The organism is Xanthomonas nasturtii (genome assembly GCF_001660815.1).
GTDB lineage: Bacteria > Pseudomonadota > Gammaproteobacteria > Xanthomonadales > Xanthomonadaceae > Xanthomonas > Xanthomonas nasturtii.
The window spans coordinates 12,852-34,299 of sequence record NZ_LYMI01000009.1 but is presented as its reverse complement, the minus strand read 5'-3'; the positions used below and the strand labels follow the sequence as shown (position 1 = coordinate 34,299).

Genomic DNA, 21,448 nt, shown 5'->3' with positions numbered 1-21,448 from the left:
TCTAACGGCGCAATGGCGACAATGGCGGCCCACTTCCTACAACAGGCTGCCCGTTCCCATGTCGCGTCCCTCGCTGACCCGCTTCCTGATCGAAGAACAACATGCCGGCCGTATCGATGCGGAATTGCGCCAGCTGATCACCATCGTTTCGCGTGCCTGCAAGCGCATCTCCATCGCCGTGAGCAAGGGCGCCCTGGGCGGCGTGCTCGGCGATGCCGGCACCGGCAACGTACAGGGCGAGGCACAGAAAAAGCTCGATGTGCTGAGCAACGACATCCTGCTCGAAGCCAATGCCTGGGGCGGCCATCTGGCCGCGTGCGCGTCCGAAGAGATGGATCACAGCCAGCCGGTGCCCGACCAGTATCCCAGCGGCGATTTCCTGCTGCTGTTCGACCCGCTGGACGGCAGCTCCAACATCGACGTCAACGTCTCGGTCGGCACCATCTTCTCGGTGCTGCGCGCGCCCAAGGGCACCGAAAAGCCCGGCGACGAGCACTTCCTGCAACCGGGCACCCAACAGGTCGCCGCCGGCTACTGCATCTATGGCCCCAGCACCATGCTGGTGCTCACGCTCGGCCACGGCACCCACGCCTTCACCCTGGAGCGCGAGGAAGGCAGCTTCCTGCTGACCCAGGCCAACATGCGCGTGCCCGACGACACCGCCGAATACGCCATCAACATGTCCAACCAGCGCCACTGGGAACCGGCGATGCAGGCCTATGTGGGCGACCTGCTGGCCGGCAAGGACGGCACCCGCGGCAAGGACTTCAACATGCGCTGGATCGCCAGCATGGTCGCCGACGTACACCGCATCCTCACCCGCGGCGGCATCTTCATCTACCCCTGGGACAAAAAGGACGCATCCAAGCCCGGCAAGCTGCGCCTGATGTACGAAGCCAACCCGATGAGCATGCTGGTGGAGCAGGCCGGCGGCGCGGCCACCACGGGGCGCGAGCGCATTCTGGATATTCAACCGACGCAACTGCATCAGCGCGTGCCGGTGTTTTTGGGCTCGAAGAACGAAGTGGCCGAGGCCACGCGGTATCACCTGGAGGCGGATAAGGCATAAGGCTACGAGCCTGCCTTAGAAACCAGCAGTCGTGTTTGACCAAAAGACACCCGCGTACTGCGGGTGTCTCTTTACCCGGCGCCCCAACGCTGTATCGGCGGGATGCCGGTTGAAGCAGTTGCAGATCCCAGGTGTCTGGTGCACGCGCGCACATTGTGGAACGACACGTGGCGATCTCCAGTTAGCGCGTGCCAGCGAACAGCTGCGCATCAAGCAAGACCTGAGCTTCCAGCTGTCTCCTGCTGACTGCCCCCTCATCGGAACCGGCTTGCTGAGCGCGCATATCATTTTTTCTTCGAGGAAACCCGCGTGAGAGACGCCTTGCTCGCAACCGCACGCGCAATAAAAGTGAGTCTGGTCTTCTTGGGTTCGGTGCTGTTGTCATGCGTCGCCGCGACGATACTGAGCGGCTTTCTCATTGCTGTTGTCGTAGCAATGTCGGGCAGTGGCGGGATGGCGACTACATTTTTTCTGTATTACTGTTTTTTCGCATTTGGCATTGGCTCACCTTTCTTTCTTCTATTGGGTGTCCCAACGCTGCACTTTGTTCCTGGACTGAAGCATGCACATCCCTACAGTGCGGCAGTCGCTGGAGCAGCAATTGCGGGCTGCCTCTATCTACTCTTGCGCGTAATGCACGGGTCTTCAGGGCCATTCGACTCATTGGCCTCATCGGCCTCGTTTGTCGCTTTTCCATCGCTTTGGGCAGCAACTGCAAGCTGCATTTATCAGCGCACCAGAGAACTGAGATCTGCTGCGTGATTGCAGTGCCGGGCTCTGTCGGCAATCTCGTTTCAAAAATCCAGTCGCGGCTTTCTTGCGAGGGTGCAACCAGTTGGCGAACAGCTGCTTGTGTTCCTGCAGAGCAGGCTGCGCAACCAGGCACGCTCTGCCGAGAGCCGATTGCCTTGCTGGAAACATTCCTTGGTATTATCTCCCTGATTCGATCCAGTACCGAAGCTCGCAGGCTATAACGAAATGCTGATCTCATACGACTCTGCAATGCGCTTTATCGAAGCGTACAAAGCGGTGTTGTTGCATATCTTGGCCGATGCCAAGCTGCGAACGACCACGTCGATCCACCACAACCTGATCTCTGCCCGGACGTTTGCCTCGAAACACCCAGGCTTGCTCGGCAAGACCATCGATGCAATGGAAGCGGCCCAAGAGCCACTTGCGCCTTCGGTCGCCAGCGCTGTGCGAAGCATGCAGGTGAAGCAGTGGATTTACCTGCGGCAGACCACGCGCTATGCGGTCTTTCTCGACACCGATACCGACAATGCATTCGAAGTTCGGGCATTGACCGATCCGCTGAATGCAGTCGCTGAGGCTCCTCCGATCTTGGTCGAGACCGGCCTATTCCGCTACGAAGGCGTCGTGGTCTGTGATGGACTTCTGCTCAACACTATTTTCCTGGGGCGAGGCTACAAGGCCAGCTTCGACGCGAATTACACGCGCTTGCGTAAAGCTGGCCGGCTCTACAAAACAGCAGAGCAGTTCGAGCAGGTGTTTATGCCTGTGCAGCGTTGATGTACCTGCATAAGTGCCGCAGCGTGACGGCGACTGAAATGCGCCAGATCCGGGGCGTGCCGGTTGAAGACCTCACCGCTATCGGCACCGGGTACGGGTAGAGGCCGCTGTTACGCCAGAAGCCACCGGCCTTGAAGCCAGTGCCGCCGCCTAGCGGCGCCATGTCGGTCTCGAAACCGTTGTGGGAGGCCCCGTTGGATGGTGGCGCGGCCGACACCGCGCTCCGGTTCGGTTATCGCAACCCGTCTTCCGATAGGCGCGCGCGTGATGAGCGAAGTGCGTGCTAGCCAGCACTTGACCAATCGGGCCTGCGCGGTAAGTCTCGGGCATTGGCGTGCGGCACTGGCCACGCACGCATCGATCGGAGAGACCGCACGTGGACCGTCGTACCTTTCTCACCCTGTCCGGCATCGGTGCCGCCGGGTTGCTGCTGCCGCACACACGCCTGATCGCTGCAGAGCAACTGCTCACCCCTGCCGATGCGGCGCGCAACCGGCGCCTGGCCGACAGCGCGCTCACCACCGCCAAGGCCGCCGGTGCCAGCTACTGCGATGTGCGTGTGGGGCGCTATCTGCGCCAGTTCGTGATCACCCGCGAGGCGCAGGTAGAGAACGTAGTCAACGCCGAATCCAGCGGGGTAGGCGTGCGTGTGCTGGCCGATGGTGCATGGGGCTTCGCTGCCACCAATACGTTGACCAGCGACGGCGTGGCCACTGCCACGCGGCAGGCGGTCGCCATTGCCAGGGCGAATGCGCGCTTGGGCGGCACGCCGGTGCAACTGGCGCCGGTGACGCCGGCCGGGCAGGTCAGCTGGAAGACGCCGATCAAGAAGAACGCCATGGAAGTGCCGCTGCAGGACAAGGTGGCGCTGTTGATGGACGTCAACGCTGCGGCGCTCAACGCCGGTGCCACCTTCGTGGCCTCGCGCATGTTTGCGATCAACGAGCACAAATATTTCGCCAGCAGCGATGGCTCCTACATCGATCAGGACGTGCATCGTTTGTGGCTACCGTTCACTGTGACCGCAGTGGACAAGGCCAGCGGCAAGTTCCGCACCCGCGATGGGCTGTCTTCGCCGATGGGCATGGGCTACGAATATCTTGACGGCGATGCCAGCCAGAAGCACCGCCTGCCCGGCGGACTGGTCGGCTACGGCCACAGTTACGACGCGCGCGAAGATGCGATTGCCGCGGCCAAGCAGGCACGCGCCAAACTCACCGCACCGTCGGTGAAAGCCGGCAAGTACGATCTGGTGATCGACCCGAGCAATCTGTTCCTCACCATCCACGAATCGGTGGGCCACCCACTGGAGCTCGATCGCGTGCTCGGTTACGAGGCCAATTACGCCGGCACCAGCTTCGCCACGCTGGACAAGCGCGATGCCAGATTCCGCTGGGGCAGCGAGGCGGTGACCTTTGTCGCCGACCGCACACAGCCGGGTAGCCTGGGGGCGGTGGGTTACGACGATGAGGGCGTCAAGAGCAAGCAGTGGGAACTGGTGCGCGATGGCATCCTGGTCGATTACCAGTGCACACGCGATCAGGCGCACCTGCTCGGCAAGACGGCCTCCGATGGCTGCAGCTATGCCGATTCGTGGTCAAGTGTGCAGTTCCAGCGCATGCCCAACGTGTCGTTGGCGGCAGGCAAGCAACCGCTCGGCGTTGCCGAGATGATAAAGGATGTGGAGCGCGGGTTGTACATCCACGGGCGCGGTTCGTATTCGATCGACCAGCAGCGCTACAACGCGCAGTTCGGCGGGCAGTTGTTCTACGAAATCGAAAACGGCCAGGTCACGCGGTTGGTGGAAGATGGCGCGTATCAGATCCGCACGCCGGAATTCTGGAATGCCTGCAGTGCGGTATGCGATCAACGCGACTTCCGTCTGGGTGGTTCGTTCTTCGATGGCAAGGGCCAACCGAGTCAGGTCTCTGCGGTGTCGCATGGGTCATCCACCACACGCTTTGACGGCATCAACGTGATCAACACTGCGCGCTCGTTGGGTTAGGCGGACAACGTTTGCCCACCGACCCCTGCCGAAAGTCATTTGACGCAGCATTCATCGCCCGGCAAGAATCGGGGATACCGCGCGCAGAGCCATGCGCGTGTCACCACACCACCTGCGCGCCGCGCGGGACTATTGGGGAGTTGCCCGTGCAGCGACGTGATTTCCTGGCCCTGACCGGGCTGACCATGGGCGGGCTGATCGTGCCGGCCTACTTCGGCAAGGCGATCGCCGCCGAGCAGTTGTTGACGCCCTTCGATGTGGGCCGCAAGAAGCGCCTGGCCGATGCCGGGCTGAATGCCGCGCGTCAGGCCGGCGCGAGCTACTGCGATGTGCGCATTGGACGCTATCTGCGCCAGTTCGTGATCACCCGCGAAGACAAGGTGCAGAACGTGGTCAACACCGAGTCCATCGGGGCCGGCATCCGCGTCATCGTGGGCGGTGCGTGGGGCTTTGCGGCCACCAACGAGCTGACCGAACAAGGCGTGGCCAAGGCAGCCGCGCAGGCAGCGGCGATCGCCAAGGCCAACACCAAGGTGCAGGGCACGCCGGTGCAGCTGGCGCCGACACCGGGCGTTGGCGAAGTCAGCTGGAAGACGCCGATCAAGAAAAACGCGATGGAAGTGCCGATCAAGGACAAGGTAGATCTGCTGCTGGGTGTCAATGCCGCCGCCACTGCCGCCGGCGCCAACTTCGTCAATTCGATGCTGTTCGTGGTCAACGAACAGAAGTACTTCGCCAGCACCGATGGTTCCTACATCGATCAGGACGTGCACCGCATCTGGGCGCCGATGAGCGTGACCGCCATCGACAAGGCCAGCGGCAAGTTCCGCACCCGCGACGGGTTATCCGCCCCGATGGGCCTGGGCTACGAATATCTGGATGGCGCCGCGTCCGGCAAGTTCGTCTCGCCCAACGGCGTGGTGAATTACGGCCTGTCCTACGACATGAAGGAAGATGCGATTGCCGCGGCCAAGCAGGCGCAGGAAAAACTCAAGGCACCGTCGGTGAAGCCGGGCAAGTACGACCTGGTGCTGGACCCCTCGCACACCTGGCTCACCATCCACGAATCGGTCGGCCATCCGCTGGAGCTGGACCGTGTGCTCGGCTACGAGGCCAACTACGCCGGCACCAGCTTCGCTACGCTGGACAAGCTCAAGGCCGGTTTCCAGTACGGCAGCGACAAGGTGCACATTCTCGCCGACAAGACGCAAGCAGGCAGCCTGGGCGCGGTTGGCTACGACGATGAAGGCGTCAAGACCAAGCAGTGGGATCTGATCCGCGACGGCAAGCTGGTGGATTACCAGGCCATCCGCGATCAGGCGCATATCCTGGGCAAGACCGCCTCCGATGGCTGCTGCTACGCCGACTCGTGGTCGAGCGTGCAGTTCCAGCGCATGGCCAATGTGTCGCTGGCGGCCGGCAAGACGCCGCTGAGCGTGAGCGATTTGATCAAGAACGTGGAAAACGGCATCTACATCATTGGCGATGGGTCATTCTCCATCGACCAGCAGCGCTACAACGCACAGTTCGGTGGCCAGCTGTTCTACGAAATCAAGAATGGTGCGATCACCCGCATGCTCGAAGACGTGGCCTACCAGATCCGCACGCCGGAATTCTGGAACGCCTGCAGCGCCGTGGCCGACCAGCGCGACTACCGCCTGGGCGGCTCGTTCTTCGACGGCAAGGGCCAGCCGAGCCAGGTCTCGGCGGTCTCGCACGGTTCGTCCACCGCACGCTTCGATGGCATCAACGTCATCAGCACCGCCCGCTCGCTCGGCTGACAGGAGAAACCCACATGAGCATCCTTACCGAAGCGCAGGCCAAGGCCATTCTGGACAAGGTCATCAAGCTGTCCAAGGCCGACGAGTGCACCGCCACGCTCACCGGCTCGATCGACGGCAACATCCGTTTTGCGCTCAACAATGTGTCCACCAGCGGCATCGTCGACAACACCGACCTGCAGGTGCAGGTCGCATTCGGCAAGCGCGTGGGCATCGCCACCATCAACGAGTTCGACGACGCCTCGCTGGAACGGGTGGTGCGCCGTGCCGAAGACCTGGCGCGGCTGGCGCCGGAAAACCCGGAGTTCATGCCGGCGGTCGACAAGCAGACCTACAAGCCCAGTCCGACCTTCAGCGAATCCACTGCCGCTGTCGACCCGGCGTTCCGTGCGCAGGTGGCCGCCGATTCGATTGCACCGTGCAAGGGCAAGGGCTTGATTGCGGCCGGCTTTCTCGAAGATGGCCAGAGTTTCACCGCGTTCGCCAACAGCAAGGGCAACTTTGGCTATCAGCGCGGCGCACGCTTCGACTACACCTGCACCGTGCGCACCGAAGACGGCCGCGGCTCGGGCTGGGTGGGGCGCAACCTGAAGGATGCCGCCGACTTCAAGGCCGAGCAGGACATCCGCATCGCGATGCGCAAGGCCAGCGATTCGGCCGAAGCCAAGGCACTGGAACCGGGCAAGTACACGGTGATCCTGGAGCCGGCCGCGGCAGCCGGGCTGATCTCCTTCATGATGAATTTCTTCGACGCACGCCGCGCCGATGAAGGCCGCAGCTTCCTGTCCAAGAAGGGCGGCGGCAACAAGCTCGGTGAGCAGGTCTACGACCCGCGCGTGAACATCACCGCCGACCCGTGGGATGCGCGTGCCGCAGTGTTGCCGTGGGACGAAGAGGGCCTGCCGCGCGAGAAGATGTCGATCGTGGAAAACGGCAAGATCGCCAACCTGCAGTATTCGCGCTACTGGGCGCAGAAGAACGGCAAGCGCGCGATCGGCGAGCCCGGCAACCTGCTGATGGCCGGTGGCGACAAGAACATTGCCGAGCTGGTGCGTGGCACCGAGAAGGGCATTCTGGTCACGCGCACCTGGTACATCCGCATGGTCGACCCGCAGACCGTGCTGCTCACCGGCCTGACCCGCGATGGCACGTTCTACATCGAAAACGGGCAGATCAAGCACCCGGTGAAGAATTTTCGCTTCAACGAATCGCCGGTGATCATGCTCAACAACATCGACGAACTCGGCAAGCCGGTGCGCGTGGCCGGTGACGAGTCCAACTTCGTGATGATGATTCCGCCGATGCGGCTGCGCGACTTTACGTTTACCTCGTTGTCGGATGCGGTGTGAGTAGCGGCCGGGACCGGGGACCAGGGACCGGGGACCGGGGAAGCAAGAGCGCGTTGCTGCAGCTTGGAGCTTCACCGATCCTCGCACTCCGGGTCCCGGGTCCCCGGTCCCCGGTCCCGGATTCACCTGCGCGTCGCCACTTCCTCGGCCTGTTGCTCGGTAGCGCTGCCACATTGGCGCTGCCGCAACGCGCGCGTGCGGCCGGTAGTTACGATTTCTGGTTCACCCGGCTGCGCTACGACTCGGGCGATTGGGACGTGGATGCGCGCATGCCGTCCAACCTGATCACCTCGTTGATCGACTACACCCAGCTGCGCGTGGACCCGCAGGAACATGTGCTGGATCTGGCCGATGCGCGCATGTTGCAGGCGCCGTTCTGCTATCTGTCCGGGCACAAGCTGGTCGAGTTCAATCCGGCCGAGCGGCGCAACTTCGAACGCTATGTGCGCAACGGCGGCTTCGTGTTCGTGGACGATTGCAATCACGATATCGACGGCTTGTTCGCCACTTCGTTCGAAGCGCAGATGGCATCGCTCTTCGGCAAGACCGCGTTGCAGAAACTGCCCAACAGCCATCGTCTCTACAACGCGTTCTTCAAGTTCCCCGATGGCCCGCCGGCCACCGGTTTCGAGCTCAATGGCTGGGGCGACGACCTGGTGCACGACTATCTCAAGGGCATCAGCATCGATGGCCGCCTCGGTGTGCTCTACAGCAACAAGGATTACGGCTGCGAATGGGATTACGACTGGCGCAACAAACGCTTCCTGGCCGAAGACAACACCAAGTTCGGCGTCAACATCGTGATGTATGCATTGACCAATTGAGATCGATCCGTAGGAGCGCGCTGGCGCGCGATGCCGCTTTATCGGTAACGCCACATCGCGCGCCAGCGCGCTCCGACGCCAGCAGCCACAGAACGAGACGTTTTCCATGACTTCCCCCAACGACGACACCCTCACCGCCCAGCTCTCCCAACTCGGCGCGCTGCGCGCGGCCTTGGCCCAGGCGGTGGTCGGCCAGGACGCGGTGGTGGAGCAATTGTTGATCGGCCTGCTGGCCGGCGGCCATTGCCTGCTGGAAGGTGCGCCCGGTCTTGGCAAGACGCTGCTGGTGCGCTCGCTGGGCCAGGCATTGGAACTGCAGTTCCGCCGTGTGCAATTCACCCCCGACCTGATGCCCAGCGACATCCTGGGCACCGAGTTGCTGGAAGAAGACCATGGCACCGGGCATCGGCATTTCCGTTTTCAGCAGGGGCCGATTTTCACCAACCTGCTGCTGGCCGATGAACTCAATCGCACCCCGCCCAAGACCCAGGCCGCTTTGCTGGAAGCGATGAGCGAACGCACGGTGAGCTATGCCGGCACCACCTATGCGCTGCCGGCGCCGTTCTTCGTGCTGGCCACGCAGAACCCGATCGAACAGGCCGGCACCTATCCGTTGCCGGAAGCGCAGCTGGATCGCTTCCTGCTGCATGTGCGGGTGGATTATCCCAGCGAGCAGGAAGAGCGCGACATCCTCACCCAGACCACCGGCAGCGCCAGCGCACAGGTGCCCAAGGTGATGGACGCCGCCAGCGTGCAGGCGCTGCAGCAGCATGTGCGGCAGGTGCACGTGGGCGCGGAGTTGCTGACCTGGATCAACCGTCTGGTGCGTGCCAGCCGTCCCGGCGCGCAGGCCAGCGAAGAAGTGCGCCAGTGGATCAAATGGGGCGCCGGCCCGCGCGCCGGGCAGTCGCTGGTGCTGGCCTCCAAGGCGCGCGCATTGCTGCATGGCCGCTTTGCCGCCACCCGCGAGGATGTGATTGCGCTTGCGGCGCCGGTGATGCGCCATCGCCTGCTGCTCTCGTTCGCCGCCGAAGCCGAACAACGCACAGCCGACGATGTGGTCGCCGCGCTGCTGCGCGCCGTGCCGTTCCCGGCGTGAGGCGCAGCCCCGCGTGAGCATGCAGGTGCCGGCCCTGATTCCTGTGGACGTACGCAGCCGCCTGCGTGGCCTGCAGCTGCGTGCGCGTCACGCGCAGGGTGCGCACGGCATCGGCCAGCATGCCAGCCGCAGCCGCGGCGCCGGGCTGGAATTCGCGCAATATCGCGCTTACGAACCGGGCGATGCGCTGCGCCAGATCGACTGGAAGCTCTACGCGCGCTCGGACCGCTTCTTCGTGCGCGAAGCCGAGCGCGAAAGCCCGCTCACGCTGTGGCTGTTGCTCGACGCCACCGCCTCTGCCGGCCAGGCCGACCAGGCGCGCCCCGGCCACACGCGCCTGCAGGCGATGGCGACCCTGGCCGCCTGCGCTGCGGAGATCGCGCTGCAGCAGGGCGACCAGGTCGGCCTGTTCGCGGTTCATGGCGGCGGCCTGGTGGCGGTGCCGGCCGGTGGTGGGCCGCGGCAACGCGACCGGCTGTGGCTGGCCCTGCACGGATTGCGTGCTGGCGGGCAGTGGCCGGGCATGGACGCGGTGCGCCCGCTGTGGGAACGCATCGCCACGCATGCGCTGGTGCTGTCCATCGGCGATGGCTTCGACGAAGAACTGAACGCTGCGCTGGAAAAACTCGCCGCCGCGCGCCGCGAAGTGATCCAGCTGCAAGTGCTGACCTGCGACGAACGCGATTTCAGTTTCAGCGGTGGGCACCGGTTTCGCGACCCGGAAACCGGCGAAGAACTGCTCGGCGATGGCGCAGCGATGCGCGCGGACTACCTGCAGCGCTTTGCCGCCGCACAGCGCGCGCGACAGGCGCGCTGGCAGGCCGCCGGCATTGCGCATGCCGTGCACTATCTGGATGCACCGCCCGACGCCACCCTGCGCCAGGTGTTCGCCCGGAGCATGACGCGATGAGCGCACGGGTGCAGCGCGCCGTACGGCGGGCGTGGTTGGCGGCCAGCCGGTCAGCGGCCGGCACCCCCGCCTCGCAGTGGCGCCGTCCACGCTCCTGCAGCGCAGCCGCGGTACGACCGTGTTGCGGTAACGCCGGAGCGTGGCAATGAACCTGCTCCTGCTCTTCCCCGCCGGCCTGGCCGCGCTGGCGGCGCTGCTGCTGCCGCTGCTGATCCATCTGGCCCGGCGCAGCGAACACCGGCCGACCGACTTCGCTGCGTTGCGCTGGTTGCGTGCAATGCCGCGCCCGCGCCACCGCGTGCGTTTCGACGAATGGCCGCTACTGCTGGTGCGCTTGCTGCTGCTGGCCGCTGTGGCGCTGCTGCTGGCCGAGCCGGCCATGCGCGAGCATGACGATGCACGGCCGCGCGTCGCGCTCAGCCCGGGGGTCGATATGGCCGCCGCACGCCAGCTCGGCCACGCCGCGAACGCGCAGTGGGTCTGGCTGGCACCGGGTTTCCCGCCGGTCGATGCAGATGCGGATGCCGATACCCCGACCACAGCCGCCACGCCCGCCAATGCCCCGCAGCCGGTCTCCAGCCTGTTGCGCGAACTCGATGCCAGCCTGCCGCCGGGCGCCGCGCTCAGCGTCGTCGTGCCGGCCCAGTGGGGCCCGCTGGATGCGCAACGCCTGCAGGTATCGCGCCAGGTGCGCTGGCACGTGGTGCCCGGCCGTTCGCCGGTGACGGCGCCCGCCGCTGCCGCGCCGCTGCGCCTGCAGGCGATTGCCGACGATAGTGCCGCACCGGCCCTGCGCTATCTGCGCGCCGTGCATGCCGCCTGGGCGCTGCCGGGCAGCCTGCCGGTGGGCACGCCGGCCGCGGCCCAGCCGGCGCGCTGGGCTCCCGGCATGGTGGTGGCCTGGCTGCCGCACAGCGCCCCGCCGGCGCCGGTGATGGCCTGGGTCGCAGCCGGTGGGCAGCTGCTGGTGGATGTGCAGACACCCCTCCCGCCCTCGCTCGCCGCCACGCTGCAGCCGGTGCAACAGGCCGCCTCCGGCGAACCAGTGATCGATGCCGCCGCACTCGGCCGCGGGCGCGTGCTGCGGTGGGCTGCACCGCTGCAGCCGCAGCAACTGCCCGCGCTGCTGGAGGCCGATTTCCCCACCCGCCTGCACGACGCCCTGCAGCCGGCGCCCACACCACAGCGCGCGCTGGCGCAGACCCAGCAACCGCAGCGCGGTGCCGCCACGCGCCTGAGCACCGCACCCTGGCCGCTGGCGCCGTGGCTGATCGGCCTGGTGCTGCTGCTGTTCGCTCTCGAACGCTGGCTCGCCACCTCGCCGCGCCGGGCCAACGCCGCATGAGCACGCCGGCGCTGCAGCAGGCGTGGCAGGCGGCACGGCGGCGCCAGGCCGCAGGCGTGCTGCTGTTCGGGCTGCCGCTGGCGGCGGTGCCGGCGGCGCTGGCGTGGCGGGCCGGTGCGCCGGCAGCGGTGGTTGCGCTGCTGCTCCTGGGCCTGCTGGCAGTGCTCGGCGTGGCAGCGCTGGCGGCGCGGCGGCTCGACCAAACCTGGCTGATCCGCCGGCTGGACCGCGAGACCGATCTGGAAGACAGCAGCGATTTGCTGTTCGCCCCGCTCACCCAGCTCGGCCCGCTACAGGCCTTGCAACGGCAACGCCTGGAGCAGCGCCTGCGCAGCAGCCCGCGCGATCTGCGCCCGGCCTGGCCGTGGCGGCGCGCATGGCCGTGGAGCGCGGTCGGTGTGCTCGCCTGCGCCACGTTGCTGCTGTGGCCATCACCGGCCACCCAACGCACGCCGCCAGCCGAGCGCGTGGCCGCCGCGCGCGCCGGCAGCGGCGCGCCCACGCTGCGGCAGGCGCAGCTACGCAGCAGCCCGCCCGCCTACACCGGCCTGCCTGCCACGCGCCTGCCCGGGCTGGATGCGCGGGTGCCCGCCGGCACCCGGCTGGATTGGCAACTGCAGGTCAGCCCAGCGCCGCGCAGCGTGGCGCTGCGGCTCACCGATGGCCGCACCGTCGCACTGGCCCGGCAAGGCGGCAGCGATACGTGGCAAGGCCACTGGATCGCCGAGCGCGCCAGCCTGTACCGCGTCCTCATCGACGGCAGCCCGGCGGACCGCCAGCTGCATCGGCTGGACGTGCTGCCCGACCGCCCACCGCAGGTGCGCGTGCTCGCGCCCGAGCAGAGCCTGGTGCTGTGGACGCCGGCCAATGGCAGCTGGGCGTTGCGCTTCGAAGCCAGCGACGATTACGCCGTGGCCGCCAGCGCCGAGCTGCGCCTCACCCTGGCCCAGGGCAGCGGCGAAAACATCACCTTTACCACCCAGCGCCGCACGCTCACCGGCAGCGGCCCGGCCCGGCAACGCAGCTTCGCCACCACGCTGCAGCCGCAGGCCTTGGGCATGGCGGCCGGCGACGACCTGATTGCCCAGCTCATCGTGCACGACACCCGCCAGCCCGCCCCGCAGGAAGGCCGCAGCGCCAGCGTGATCCTGCGCTGGCCGCCGCCCGAACAGACCATGGCCGCCGGCCTGGAAGCCAGCGTCAAGCAGACCTTGCCGGCCTATTTCCGCAGCCAGCGCCAGATCATCATCGACGCGCAGGCGCTGCTGAAGGAACAGCCGCGCCTGGACGCCGCCACGTTCCTCAAGCGCTCCGACGCCATCGGCGTGGACCAGCGCCTGCTGCGGCTGCGCTACGGCCAGTTTCTGGGCGAAGAAAGCGAAGGCGCGCCGCAAGGCCCACCCACTGCCGACGCGCCCCCCACCAGCGACGCCCCGGCCAACGACCTGCCGACCGCCGACATGCCCACTGCCGATGCGCCAAGCCCGCCCGCCGCTCCTGCAGACACCCATGCGCACGCCGGGCATGACCACGACGATCACGACCAGGCCAGCGCCGCCGAACCCGGCGCCGCCGCGCTGGACGATCACGATCACGATCACGATCACGACCACGGCAGCGACCACGGCAGCGGCCGGCCCGAGCGCAGCAGCTTCGGCCAGGCGCAGAACGTGCTGGCTGAATTCGGCCATACCCACGACCACGCCGAAGCCGCCACCCTGCTCGACCCACAGACCCGCGCCCTGCTGCGCGCCGCGCTGGACCAGATGTGGCAATCCGAAGGCGAGCTGCGCCAGGGCCTCCCCGTGCGCGCGTTGCCATACGCCAACAAGGCGCTGGGCTTCATCAAGCAGGTGCAGCAGGCCGAGCGCATCTACCTGGCGCGGGTCGGCACGCAGCTACCGCCGATCGACCCCAGCCGGCGCCTGAGCGGCAAGCGCGATGGGCTGGGCGACCGCGCCGCCGGGCTGGACACCCGCCCGGACCCGGACCCGTCGGCGTTGCAGCTGTGGGAGGCACTGGGCGAGCCAGCCGCGGTGCCCGACGCCACCCTGGCCCGCTACGCGCAATGGCTGCAGACCCGGCAGGACCAGCTGCACGACCCGCTGAGCCTGGCCGCGGCCGTGGAAACCCTGCGCGCAGAACCCGGCTGCGCCAGCTGCCGCGCCCAGCTGCGCGCCCAGGTCTGGCGCACCCTGCTCGCCCCGCCGGCAGCGCCGCATCGCCGCGCCGCACCCGACGCCCGCGGCCAGCGCTACCTGGATGCGCTGCGCCAGGAGACGCAACCGTGAGTCCGCGCCTGATCCGGCTTCTTCCGATGCACCCGTCGATCGGCCCGACGATGTTTGCAGGCGTGGCAGCAAACAGTCCGCTTGCGTGGGCGCAGACCGCATCGCCAGGTGTGTCCGACCGCTGCTCTCTGGATGCGCTGCGCCAGGAGCAGCAAGCATGACGCTCGCCTTGCCCTGGCTGGTCGGCGCGGCATTGCTGCTGATCGCCGGCATCGGCTGCACGCGCCTGCTGCGGGCGCACGCCCGGCAACCGCGTTCGCGCACCCGGCTGTGGCTGCTGCTTGCTGCCCAACCGCTGCTCGCCGCATTGCTTTATCCGGTGCTGCTACCACCGCCGCGCACCGCCAGCGGTGGGGAACTGCATGTCGCCACCGCCGACACCACCGCCGCGCAGGTCCCCACCAGCGATGCTGCACACTGGGTCGCCTTGCCCGAGGCGCCCGCGCTACCTGGCGTGACGCGGGTGCCGGATCTGGCCACTGCGCTGCGCCGCGCGCCCGGCACCACCGCGCTCGTCGTGCATGGCAGCGGCCTGCCCGCGCGCGACCGCGAAGGCATGCGCGTCCCGCTGCGGCTGGCGCTCAATCCGCCGCCGCACGGGTTGGTCGCCGTGTCGACAGCGCCGCCGGTGGCGCCGGGCGAGGTCATCACGGTCAGTGCGCAGCTGCAGGGCATGCCGGGCGGGCGCGTGGAACTGCTTGATCCGGCCGGCCAGGTGGTGGACGGCGCAGTGGCCGATCGCGCCGGGCGCGTGCGCCTGCGTGGCCTGGCCCGCGCGCCCGGCCAGGTGCTGTTCGCCGCGCGCGCGCGCGATGCCGATGGTGTCGAACGCAGCCGCGTGCAGGTGCCGGTGCTGGTTGCCGCTGTAGCGCCGGCGCGCGTGCTGCTGCTGGCGGGCGCGCCGCAGCCGGAACTGAAATACCTGCGTCGCTGGGCCAGCGATGCCGGGCTGGAGGTGCGCAGCCAGATTGTGGTCGGCCCCGGCATCCAGCTCGGGGACGGCGCCACGCTGGATGCGGCCAGCCTGGACCGGCTCGACCTGCTGGTGGTCGACACACGCCGCCTGGTCGCACTGGGCAACGCGCAGCGTCAGACCGTGCACGCGGCGATCCAGCGCGGCCTGGGCGTCCTGGTGCGCACCGACGGGCCACTGGACGCCGCCACCCGCGCCGCCCTGGCCGAGCTGGGCCTTGCGGTCAGCGGCGGCAGCACCAGCAGCCCGCTGCCCGCACCGCAGCGGCTGGCCTCGCCAAGCTTGCCCACCGAAGCGGCCGGCCCCCTCGGCGACACCCCGACGCTGGCGCCGCTGCAACGTCGCGAGCTGCAACCGCAGGCCACCGACGCCCTGATCGCCGCACGTGCCGACGACGGCAGCGCCCTGGGCTGGTGGCGCGCACAAGGCCGCGGGCGCATCGGCATCGGCCTGATCGAAGACAGCTTCGCGCTGGTGCTGGCCGGCCGCAGCGACCTGCATGCCGCGCTCTGGGCGCAGTTGTCCGGCGCCGTCGCCCGCCCCGGCGGCGGCGCCCCCGCCCCGGTGCAGCAAGGCTGGGCGCAGCAACGCATCACCCTGTGCGACCTCGGTGCCGGCGCCTTCGTGACGGACCCCAACCAGGCCCGCCAGCCGCTGCTGCCCGAGCGCAACGGCAACGCGCCGCCCTGCGCCGGCTACTGGCCCGCAACCCCTGGCTGGCAGCGCCTGCACAACGGCACCACGCAACGCTGGCTCTACATCCGCGCGCCCAACGACGCCCCGGCCATGTACGCGCAGCAACTGCGCGCCGCCACCATCGCCCTGGCGGCAACCACCGTCTCGGCTCCCATCGCCACTGCTGTCTCCCAACCCGGCGCGCGCTGGCCGTGGCTGCTCGCCTGGCTCAGCGTGGCGGCAGCGCTGTGGTGGCTGGAACGGCGGCGACCTTCGCCACCGGTTGCGGTGGCAGGCGCTTGAACGCTCTACAAGCCAACCTTGCAGATGGCATTGCCCGGCGAGCTAACCCGCTGCGGCAACCAGCGCCACGCATGCTCAAGCGCAGCGTGTGCTGGTCCAGATCAGATAGCCCTGCCGATCACACCGTTCGCTCGTAGCATCGATAACCGCTTCTCAATCGGCTGCGCTCGGCGAGCCGGCGATTCAATTCTCAACCGTCATCCGCCGCCACACCCGGCAGTGATTGTTCGCCGGCATTGCAATGTCGTCGATCAGCTGCAACCCAACCGATGCTGCCAGCGCATCCACCGCTTCGGCATCGCGGATGCCCGATGCAGGGTCGCGTTCGCGCAGCATCGCATCGAAGGCGCGATTGCTGTCGCTGGTGAACTGACCATCGCGGTTGAACGGCCCGTACACCACCAGCACTGCCTGCGGTGCCATCACTGCGGATAAGCCTGCAAACAGGGCCTGCACCTGCGGCCAGCCCATGATGTGCAAGGTGTTGGCGCTGTAGATCGCATCGAAACCATGCTGGCCATCGAGCAGTACGGGCAAGGCCGGCAGTGGCGCCAAACCAGGCGTCGGCGTCAGCACCGCCTGCATGGCGATGGGCCGCAGCGTATTGGGCAACGCGGCCTCGTCCAGCCAGAGCTGCATGCCCGGCAAGTGATCTGCATGGTCGCTGGCCTGCCACTGCAACCACGGCATCGCCGCGGCGAAATACACGGCGTGCTGCCCGGTGCCTGCGCCGATTTCCAGCACGTGCTGCCGGTCGGCGAAGTGCATACGCAACACATCCAGAATTGGCTCGCGGTTACGCGCAGAGGCAGGAGAAAAGGGTTTGGTCATGATCAAAATCTGTCGTGGTGAAGACGATTATCGCGTAGCAGAAATGTTCAGCGGCAACCACTCAGCAGCATGATGCCGCACGGGCTCATTGCAGTTGGCCTGCGCCGCATGTCACTACCTCGGCCGCACCGGCAACACGTCTTGCACAGCAAAGACCCACGCAGTGTCAGCGTCGCATCACGTGGTTCGCATCACCGCGGCGGTGGCAATGCCTCATACGCGCGCCGCACCGCATCTTCGCCGAACTGCCGTTCCAGCCGGCGCACGATGAAATGCCCGCGCGCCATCGCCTGGAAGTGGCGCATGAACACGGTATTGAGCGTGGCGCCACTGACCGCGCCAACCAGCGGCACTGCCTGCACGGCAAGTTTTTCGCCCACGTTGACCGAAAACTTCGCCGCGACACGCGAGACCAGCGAGACCAACGCCGGTGCGCCTTTGCTGGCGAAGCCGTGGGCGGCCACATAACTGGCGGCGGCGCTCAATTGCTGCGCCATTGCCGCGCGCACTGCGAAATAGCCCGATTCGGCACCATCGTCGCTGGCGCTACGGCCGCCATGCGCCAGCACTTCCAGGCAGGCCAGCGCGGTTTCCGGGTCGTGCAGCGATTCGCCTTCGGCGCGAGCGATATCGGCGATGGAGCGCAGCATCACCGTGGTGGTCACCGGCAGCTCCACCATCAGCCCCGGCAGGCCGAAAAAGCCGCCCGCGCCCCCGGCAACCGCCACCGCCAGCGTGTGCCGCGTGGTGGATGCCGGCTGCTGCACCGCAGCCTTGCCACGCAGGCTCAGCAACGCCGATTTCATCGCCACCTGCAACGCGCGGCGGGTCACGCCATCGATGCTGCGGGTCACCATCTTGGGCAGCCGTTTGCTGATCAGGCTCTCGATCGGGGCGCCCAGCGCATTGGCCAGTTGCGCCGCAACACCGGGGTTTTCCAGCAATGCGTGGGCGATGGCCAGATCGCGCTGCGCGGCAGCGTCCATCACCGGTATCGGAAGCGTCGTCATGCCTGGCTCTTCGTGGTTGGGGCCTGGGCCGATGGTACCCAGCGCCATGTGAGCGCCGTACAAGCGAACGGGACCCTATTGGGCTTGGGGCGCAATTGGCTGTTAAAATGCGCGATCATCGGTGTCTACGCAGTGATTGCCTACCATGATGAATCGTGAGATCCGCCATAGCGTCGTCATTGCTGCTGCACCGGAAGTGGTGTCCGCTGCACTGTCCGAGCCCCGGCAGTTCACCGGTTGGTGGACGCGCGAAGTGAGCCTGATCGACGATCTGGTGCGTCTGGACTGGCGCCAGCAGGGCTGGCGGGTGGAGTTGCGGATTGATGAAGGCGCCGATCATCGGCTGGTGTCCTGGCGCTGCCACGACTCCAACATGCTCGACAGCGATGCCTGGAAGGGCACGGTGATGCGCTTCGAGCTGCGCCCCACCAGCCAGGGCACGCAAGTGGATTTCGTGCAGTCCGGCTACCGCGATTCGCCCTGCAAGGAGGCCTGCGCGCGCGGCTGGCGGTTCTTCCTGGGCAGCAGCCTCAAACGCTATGTGGAAACCGGCGAAGGCGCGCCTTCGGCCGATATGCCCCTGCCCGAATCGCCCGATCAGCGCCCGCACGTAGCGCGTTGAGTACGGCGGAAACGCCGATCGCTCACGCCGTACGCGGCTGGCCCATCGAAGGCGGCGTGCTCACCGGCAACTGTGCATCCACCGTCACCGGGCTGTCGGCCTGCAACAGCGCGCGCGCTTCGGCAGCGCTGGCCACCGCCGGCGGTGAGCCACGCAACGGCAGGCCTGCGGTTTCGCGCACGAACAGCATGGTCACCAGGCCAATGGCCGCCGCGCCCATCAGGTAGTACGCCGGCACCAAGGGGTCGCCGGTGCGCTCCACCAGCCAGGCGGTAACCAATGGCGTGGTGCCGCCGAACAACGAAACAGAGACGTTGAAGCCGATCGACAACGCGCTGTAGCGCACCGGTGTGTAGAACAATGCCGGCAAGGTGGACGGCATCGAACTGGTAAAGCACACCAGCGCCAGACCCAGCAGCATCAGGCCGAGGAAGATCAGCCCGTCGTGGCCGCTGCCGATCAGCAGCAGGCACGGGATCGCCAACGCAAACAGCGCAATGCAGGCGCCGATGATCATCGGCCGGCGGCCCAGTTTGTCGCTGAACATGCCGCCGACGATGTTGAGCGGCATCATCACCAGCATCACCAGGATGATCAGCAGCAAGCCCTTGCTTTCGGCATAGCCCATGGTGACGCTGAGATAGCTGGGCATGTAGGTCAGCAGCATGTAATCGGTGACGTTGAACACCAGCACCAGCCCAACGCACTTGAGCAATTGCGGCCAGTGCAGGCGTAGCAGCGTCATCAGCCCCTGCGCGGCGGTCTGCCGCTCGCGCTGCTCGGATTGTTCGGTGTAGGCGCGAAATGCCGGGGTTTCTTCCAGTTTCATGCGCATGTACAAGCCGAGCAGGCCCAGCGGGCCGGCGATCAGGAACGGCACGCGCCAGCCCCAGTCGAGCATCTGCGCCGGCGTCACGCTCATGTGCAATGCAGTGACGGTGGCGGCGCCGGCGATATAGCCGCCCAGCGTGCCGAATTCCAGCCAGCTGCCCATCAGGCCGCGATTGCGGTCGGTGGCGTATTCGGCAATGAAGGTGGCCGCGCCACCGTATTCGCCACCGGTGGAAAACCCCTGCAGCAAACGCGCCAGCAACAGCAGCGCGGGCGCCCACAGGCCGATGCGCTCGTAGGCGGGAATCAGGCCGATGCTGAAGGTGCCCAGCGCCATCAGGATCATCGTGGCCGCCAGCACTTTCTGCCGCCCGTAACGGTCGCCGAGCGGGCCGAACACCAGCCCGCCGATCGGCCGCACCAGAAAGGCCACGGTGAAGGTGGCGAAGGTGGCGATCAACTGTGCGGTCGGGTTGCTGGCCGGGAAGAACACCTGGCCCAGCGTCACCGCCAGATAGCCGTACACGCCGAAGTCGAACCACTCCATCGCATTGCCCAGCGCGGCCGCGCCCACGGCCTTGCGCAGCATGCCGCGGTCCACCACGGTCACCTCATCCAGTTGCAGTTGGCGGCGGCGTTTGAACCAACCGAAGTGCGAACGCATCGCGCGGGCATCGTGCATGTGTGGTCTCCGTAAGTGGCGCCTTGCGATTGCTCGTCGGGCGCAGGCCATCGCTGCCCGCTCGCCCTGGCAACGCGCAGGACACGGCACATCACGCAAGCACGGCAGCGCATTGCACTGGATGACGCCGGAGGCATTCCCGGACGGCCGCGTGAGGTCAGCGACGCTGCGGGACAGACGACCAAGGGATGGGCAGTGCCCAGGGGCTTGAGCAGCGCGCCATGTTACACCAGCGTGCAATGTGCTGCAGGCACAGCTGTGCGCGGCGCTGAATTCGCCGTGTTTTTCAGGAGTTTCAGCCGCAACCGCGCATTCACCACCATGCACACATCGTGCAGGAGCGCACTTGCGCGCGCTGCGCATTCCAATGAAGCGCTATCGCGACCGAGGTCGCTCCTACAACAGCGGTATCAGGCCGCGTCGAGTACCGACAACAGCGGTTGCAGATCCTCGCGCGTCTGCGGCCGCACTGCGCGGGCGACTTCTTCGCCGTCGCGCAACAGGATCACGGTCGGCCACAGCTTGACGCGAAACGAGCGGCCCAGCGGCCGCCCTTTTCCATCTTCCAGCTTGCGGTACTCGATCGCCTCATAGCCGCCCAGCAGTTTCTGCAGCAGCGGTTGCGCCGCAATGCAGTGCCCGCACCAGTCGGTGCCGAATTCCAGCACCTGCAGCCCGGCCTGCGCATCGACATCGCTGCGCTCCGGTGCCTGCGTGGCGTAGTCGCAAACAAACCCCATCGGCGGTTTCTCCCGTGCGTTGGTGGCGATCAGAGGGAACACTATGTATCACGCCATTGGTAGGCCTGGGAAACGATGTGTACGGGACGCTACGCATCGATCCCAAACCCGGCGCTGCCGGTCGGTGGCACCCGGCAACGTTGGCTCAGGACAACGCGCGCTGGATATCCTCCAACGGCAGGTTGGTCAGATCCTTGGCCAGGTCGCCCACCAGACGCTGCTGGGTTTCCTTGTGCAGCAACGGTCGCACGCGGCCCAACGTGGTGGGGTCGGCCACCAGCACCAGGTGCGTGTATTCGTGCTTCAGCGCGCCGTCGTTCAAGGCATGCGAAAGCTGCTTGGCGAAGGTCATTTCGTCCCGGTCTGCCTCGGTGAGATCCTGCGGCGCCTTGCCGGCCGGGCCGTCGTCGTCGACGTTCTGCACGTCGGTACGCGCGTGCTGGCGCAGCACCAACTTGGACTCGTTGCCGGTGTTGGTGAACCAACGCGCTTCGCCGCCATCGGCCACAACCACCAAGGCGCCCTGAGGAATTTGCAGACTCATCTGATTTCTCCCGATCAATGTTGACGCCGCAGGT

At 66.7% G+C, this 21,448-nt stretch carries 19 protein-coding genes; 14 read left to right on the top strand and 5 right to left on the bottom strand.

Annotated elements, in window-relative coordinates; all coding sequences use genetic code 11:
- The first annotated feature begins 58 nt into the window (after positions 1 to 58).
- The 13 genes from A7D16_RS04375 to A7D16_RS04325 all read left to right on the top strand — a co-directional run bounded on the left by A7D16_RS04375 (position 59) and on the right by A7D16_RS04325 (position 16,154).
- Positions 59 to 1,069, top strand: coding sequence for a class 1 fructose-bisphosphatase (locus tag A7D16_RS04375; RefSeq protein WP_064630175.1), 1,011 nt, complete (start codon positions 59 to 61; stop codon positions 1,067 to 1,069).
- 309 nt (positions 1,070 to 1,378) lie between these two features.
- Positions 1,379 to 1,831 carry a hypothetical protein gene (locus A7D16_RS22910; RefSeq protein WP_153043124.1) on the top strand — a complete coding sequence of 151 codons (453 nt, stop codon included), beginning with the start codon at positions 1,379 to 1,381 and terminating at the stop codon, positions 1,829 to 1,831.
- 240 nt (positions 1,832 to 2,071) lie between these two features.
- Positions 2,072 to 2,599 carry a hypothetical protein gene (locus A7D16_RS04370; RefSeq protein ID WP_064630368.1) on the top strand — a complete coding sequence of 176 codons (528 nt, stop codon included), beginning with the start codon at positions 2,072 to 2,074 and terminating at the stop codon, positions 2,597 to 2,599.
- A gap of 376 nt (positions 2,600 to 2,975) precedes the next feature.
- On the top strand, positions 2,976 to 4,604 hold the full coding sequence (locus tag A7D16_RS04365) for a TldD/PmbA family protein (RefSeq protein WP_064630174.1): 1,629 nt from the start codon (positions 2,976 to 2,978) through the stop codon (positions 4,602 to 4,604).
- 146 nt (positions 4,605 to 4,750) lie between these two features.
- Positions 4,751 to 6,385, top strand: coding sequence for a TldD/PmbA family protein (locus A7D16_RS04360; RefSeq protein ID WP_064630172.1), 1,635 nt, complete (start codon positions 4,751 to 4,753; stop codon positions 6,383 to 6,385).
- A gap of 14 nt (positions 6,386 to 6,399) precedes the next feature.
- Positions 6,400 to 7,734 (top strand): TldD/PmbA family protein, encoded by a 1,335-nt coding sequence (locus tag A7D16_RS04355; RefSeq protein ID WP_064630171.1) that lies wholly within the window; start codon positions 6,400 to 6,402, stop codon positions 7,732 to 7,734.
- On the top strand, positions 7,731 to 8,558 hold the full coding sequence (locus A7D16_RS04350) for a DUF4159 domain-containing protein (protein ID WP_193395437.1): 828 nt from the start codon (positions 7,731 to 7,733) through the stop codon (positions 8,556 to 8,558). Before A7D16_RS04355 ends, A7D16_RS04350 begins: the two co-directional genes overlap by 4 nt.
- A 106-nt stretch (positions 8,559 to 8,664) precedes the next feature.
- Entirely contained in the window at positions 8,665 to 9,657 is a 993-nt protein-coding gene (locus A7D16_RS04345) for an AAA family ATPase (protein WP_064630170.1), read from the top strand.
- A 19-nt stretch (positions 9,658 to 9,676) separates the two neighbouring features.
- Positions 9,677 to 10,567 carry a DUF58 domain-containing protein gene (locus A7D16_RS04340; protein ID WP_283161857.1) on the top strand — a complete coding sequence of 297 codons (891 nt, stop codon included), beginning with the start codon at positions 9,677 to 9,679 and terminating at the stop codon, positions 10,565 to 10,567.
- Positions 10,568 to 10,712: 145 nt separating this feature from the next.
- A complete protein-coding gene (locus A7D16_RS04335; RefSeq protein ID WP_064630169.1) occupies positions 10,713 to 11,912 on the top strand; it encodes a BatA domain-containing protein in 1,200 nt (399 codons plus the stop codon).
- Positions 11,909 to 14,203 carry a hypothetical protein gene (locus A7D16_RS04330; RefSeq protein WP_064630162.1) on the top strand — a complete coding sequence of 765 codons (2,295 nt, stop codon included), beginning with the start codon at positions 11,909 to 11,911 and terminating at the stop codon, positions 14,201 to 14,203. Before A7D16_RS04335 ends, A7D16_RS04330 begins: the two co-directional genes overlap by 4 nt.
- Positions 14,200 to 14,364, top strand: coding sequence for a hypothetical protein (locus A7D16_RS23460; RefSeq protein ID WP_161945018.1), 165 nt, complete (start codon positions 14,200 to 14,202; stop codon positions 14,362 to 14,364). The genes A7D16_RS04330 and A7D16_RS23460 overlap by 4 nt, the downstream gene beginning before the upstream one ends.
- The gene (locus tag A7D16_RS04325) at positions 14,361 to 16,154 is read left to right on the top strand and encodes a hypothetical protein (protein ID WP_064630160.1); all 1,794 of its coding nucleotides are present in this window, start codon (positions 14,361 to 14,363) and stop codon (positions 16,152 to 16,154) included. Before A7D16_RS23460 ends, A7D16_RS04325 begins: the two co-directional genes overlap by 4 nt.
- 183 nt (positions 16,155 to 16,337) lie before the next feature.
- On the opposite strand, the gene A7D16_RS04320 is transcribed toward A7D16_RS04325, so the two are convergent.
- Positions 16,338 to 16,985, bottom strand: a complete 648-nt coding sequence (locus A7D16_RS04320) for a DUF938 domain-containing protein (RefSeq protein WP_064630157.1) — start codon at positions 16,983 to 16,985, stop codon at positions 16,338 to 16,340.
- Positions 16,986 to 17,176: 191 nt separating this feature from the next.
- Positions 17,177 to 17,971 carry an EcsC family protein gene (locus tag A7D16_RS04315; protein WP_064630155.1) on the bottom strand — a complete coding sequence of 265 codons (795 nt, stop codon included), beginning with the start codon at positions 17,969 to 17,971 and terminating at the stop codon, positions 17,177 to 17,179.
- 172 nt (positions 17,972 to 18,143) lie between these two features.
- Here A7D16_RS04315 and A7D16_RS04310 point away from each other — a divergent pair, with 172 nt between their 5' ends.
- Positions 18,144 to 18,617, top strand: a complete 474-nt coding sequence (locus tag A7D16_RS04310) for an SRPBCC family protein (RefSeq protein ID WP_064630362.1) — start codon at positions 18,144 to 18,146, stop codon at positions 18,615 to 18,617.
- A 22-nt stretch (positions 18,618 to 18,639) separates the two neighbouring features.
- Here the strand turns inward: A7D16_RS04310 and proP are convergent, their stop codons facing one another.
- The 3 genes from proP to A7D16_RS04295 all read right to left on the bottom strand — a co-directional run bounded on the left by proP (position 18,640) and on the right by A7D16_RS04295 (position 21,414).
- On the bottom strand, positions 18,640 to 20,130 hold the full coding sequence (gene proP / locus A7D16_RS04305; protein ID WP_064630153.1) for a glycine betaine/L-proline transporter ProP: 1,491 nt from the start codon (positions 20,128 to 20,130) through the stop codon (positions 18,640 to 18,642).
- A gap of 410 nt (positions 20,131 to 20,540) precedes the next feature.
- Positions 20,541 to 20,870, bottom strand: coding sequence for a thioredoxin family protein (locus A7D16_RS04300; protein WP_064630360.1), 330 nt, complete (start codon positions 20,868 to 20,870; stop codon positions 20,541 to 20,543).
- Positions 20,871 to 21,015: 145 nt separating this feature from the next.
- Entirely contained in the window at positions 21,016 to 21,414 is a 399-nt protein-coding gene (locus A7D16_RS04295) for a host attachment family protein (protein WP_064630151.1), read from the bottom strand.
- Between the last annotated feature and the right edge of the window lie 34 nt (positions 21,415 to 21,448).

What these genes read in the sequence shown, in the direction of transcription:
- A7D16_RS04375 (WP_064630175.1), top strand. Translation starts at nt 59, where the DNA reads ATGTCGCGTCCCTCGCTGACCCGCTTCCTGATCGAAGAACAACATGCC.
- A7D16_RS04370 (WP_064630368.1), top strand. Translation starts at nt 2,072, where the DNA reads ATGCGCTTTATCGAAGCGTACAAAGCGGTGTTGTTGCATATCTTGGCC.
- A7D16_RS04355 (WP_064630171.1), top strand. Translation starts at nt 6,400, where the DNA reads ATGAGCATCCTTACCGAAGCGCAGGCCAAGGCCATTCTGGACAAGGTC.
- A7D16_RS04345 (WP_064630170.1), top strand. Translation starts at nt 8,665, where the DNA reads ATGACTTCCCCCAACGACGACACCCTCACCGCCCAGCTCTCCCAACTC.
- A7D16_RS04340 (WP_283161857.1), top strand. Translation starts at nt 9,677, where the DNA reads ATGCAGGTGCCGGCCCTGATTCCTGTGGACGTACGCAGCCGCCTGCGT.
- A7D16_RS04335 (WP_064630169.1), top strand. Translation starts at nt 10,713, where the DNA reads ATGAACCTGCTCCTGCTCTTCCCCGCCGGCCTGGCCGCGCTGGCGGCG.
- A7D16_RS04330 (WP_064630162.1), top strand. Translation starts at nt 11,909, where the DNA reads ATGAGCACGCCGGCGCTGCAGCAGGCGTGGCAGGCGGCACGGCGGCGC.
- A7D16_RS04325 (WP_064630160.1), top strand. Translation starts at nt 14,361, where the DNA reads ATGACGCTCGCCTTGCCCTGGCTGGTCGGCGCGGCATTGCTGCTGATC.
- A7D16_RS04320 (WP_064630157.1), bottom strand. Translation starts at nt 16,985, where the DNA reads ATGACCAAACCCTTTTCTCCTGCCTCTGCGCGTAACCGCGAGCCAATT.
- A7D16_RS04315 (WP_064630155.1), bottom strand. Translation starts at nt 17,971, where the DNA reads ATGGACGCTGCCGCGCAGCGCGATCTGGCCATCGCCCACGCATTGCTG.
- A7D16_RS04310 (WP_064630362.1), top strand. Translation starts at nt 18,144, where the DNA reads ATGAATCGTGAGATCCGCCATAGCGTCGTCATTGCTGCTGCACCGGAA.
- proP (WP_064630153.1), bottom strand. Translation starts at nt 20,130, where the DNA reads ATGCACGATGCCCGCGCGATGCGTTCGCACTTCGGTTGGTTCAAACGC.
- A7D16_RS04300 (WP_064630360.1), bottom strand. Translation starts at nt 20,870, where the DNA reads ATGGGGTTTGTTTGCGACTACGCCACGCAGGCACCGGAGCGCAGCGAT.
- A7D16_RS04295 (WP_064630151.1), bottom strand. Translation starts at nt 21,414, where the DNA reads ATGAGTCTGCAAATTCCTCAGGGCGCCTTGGTGGTTGTGGCCGATGGC.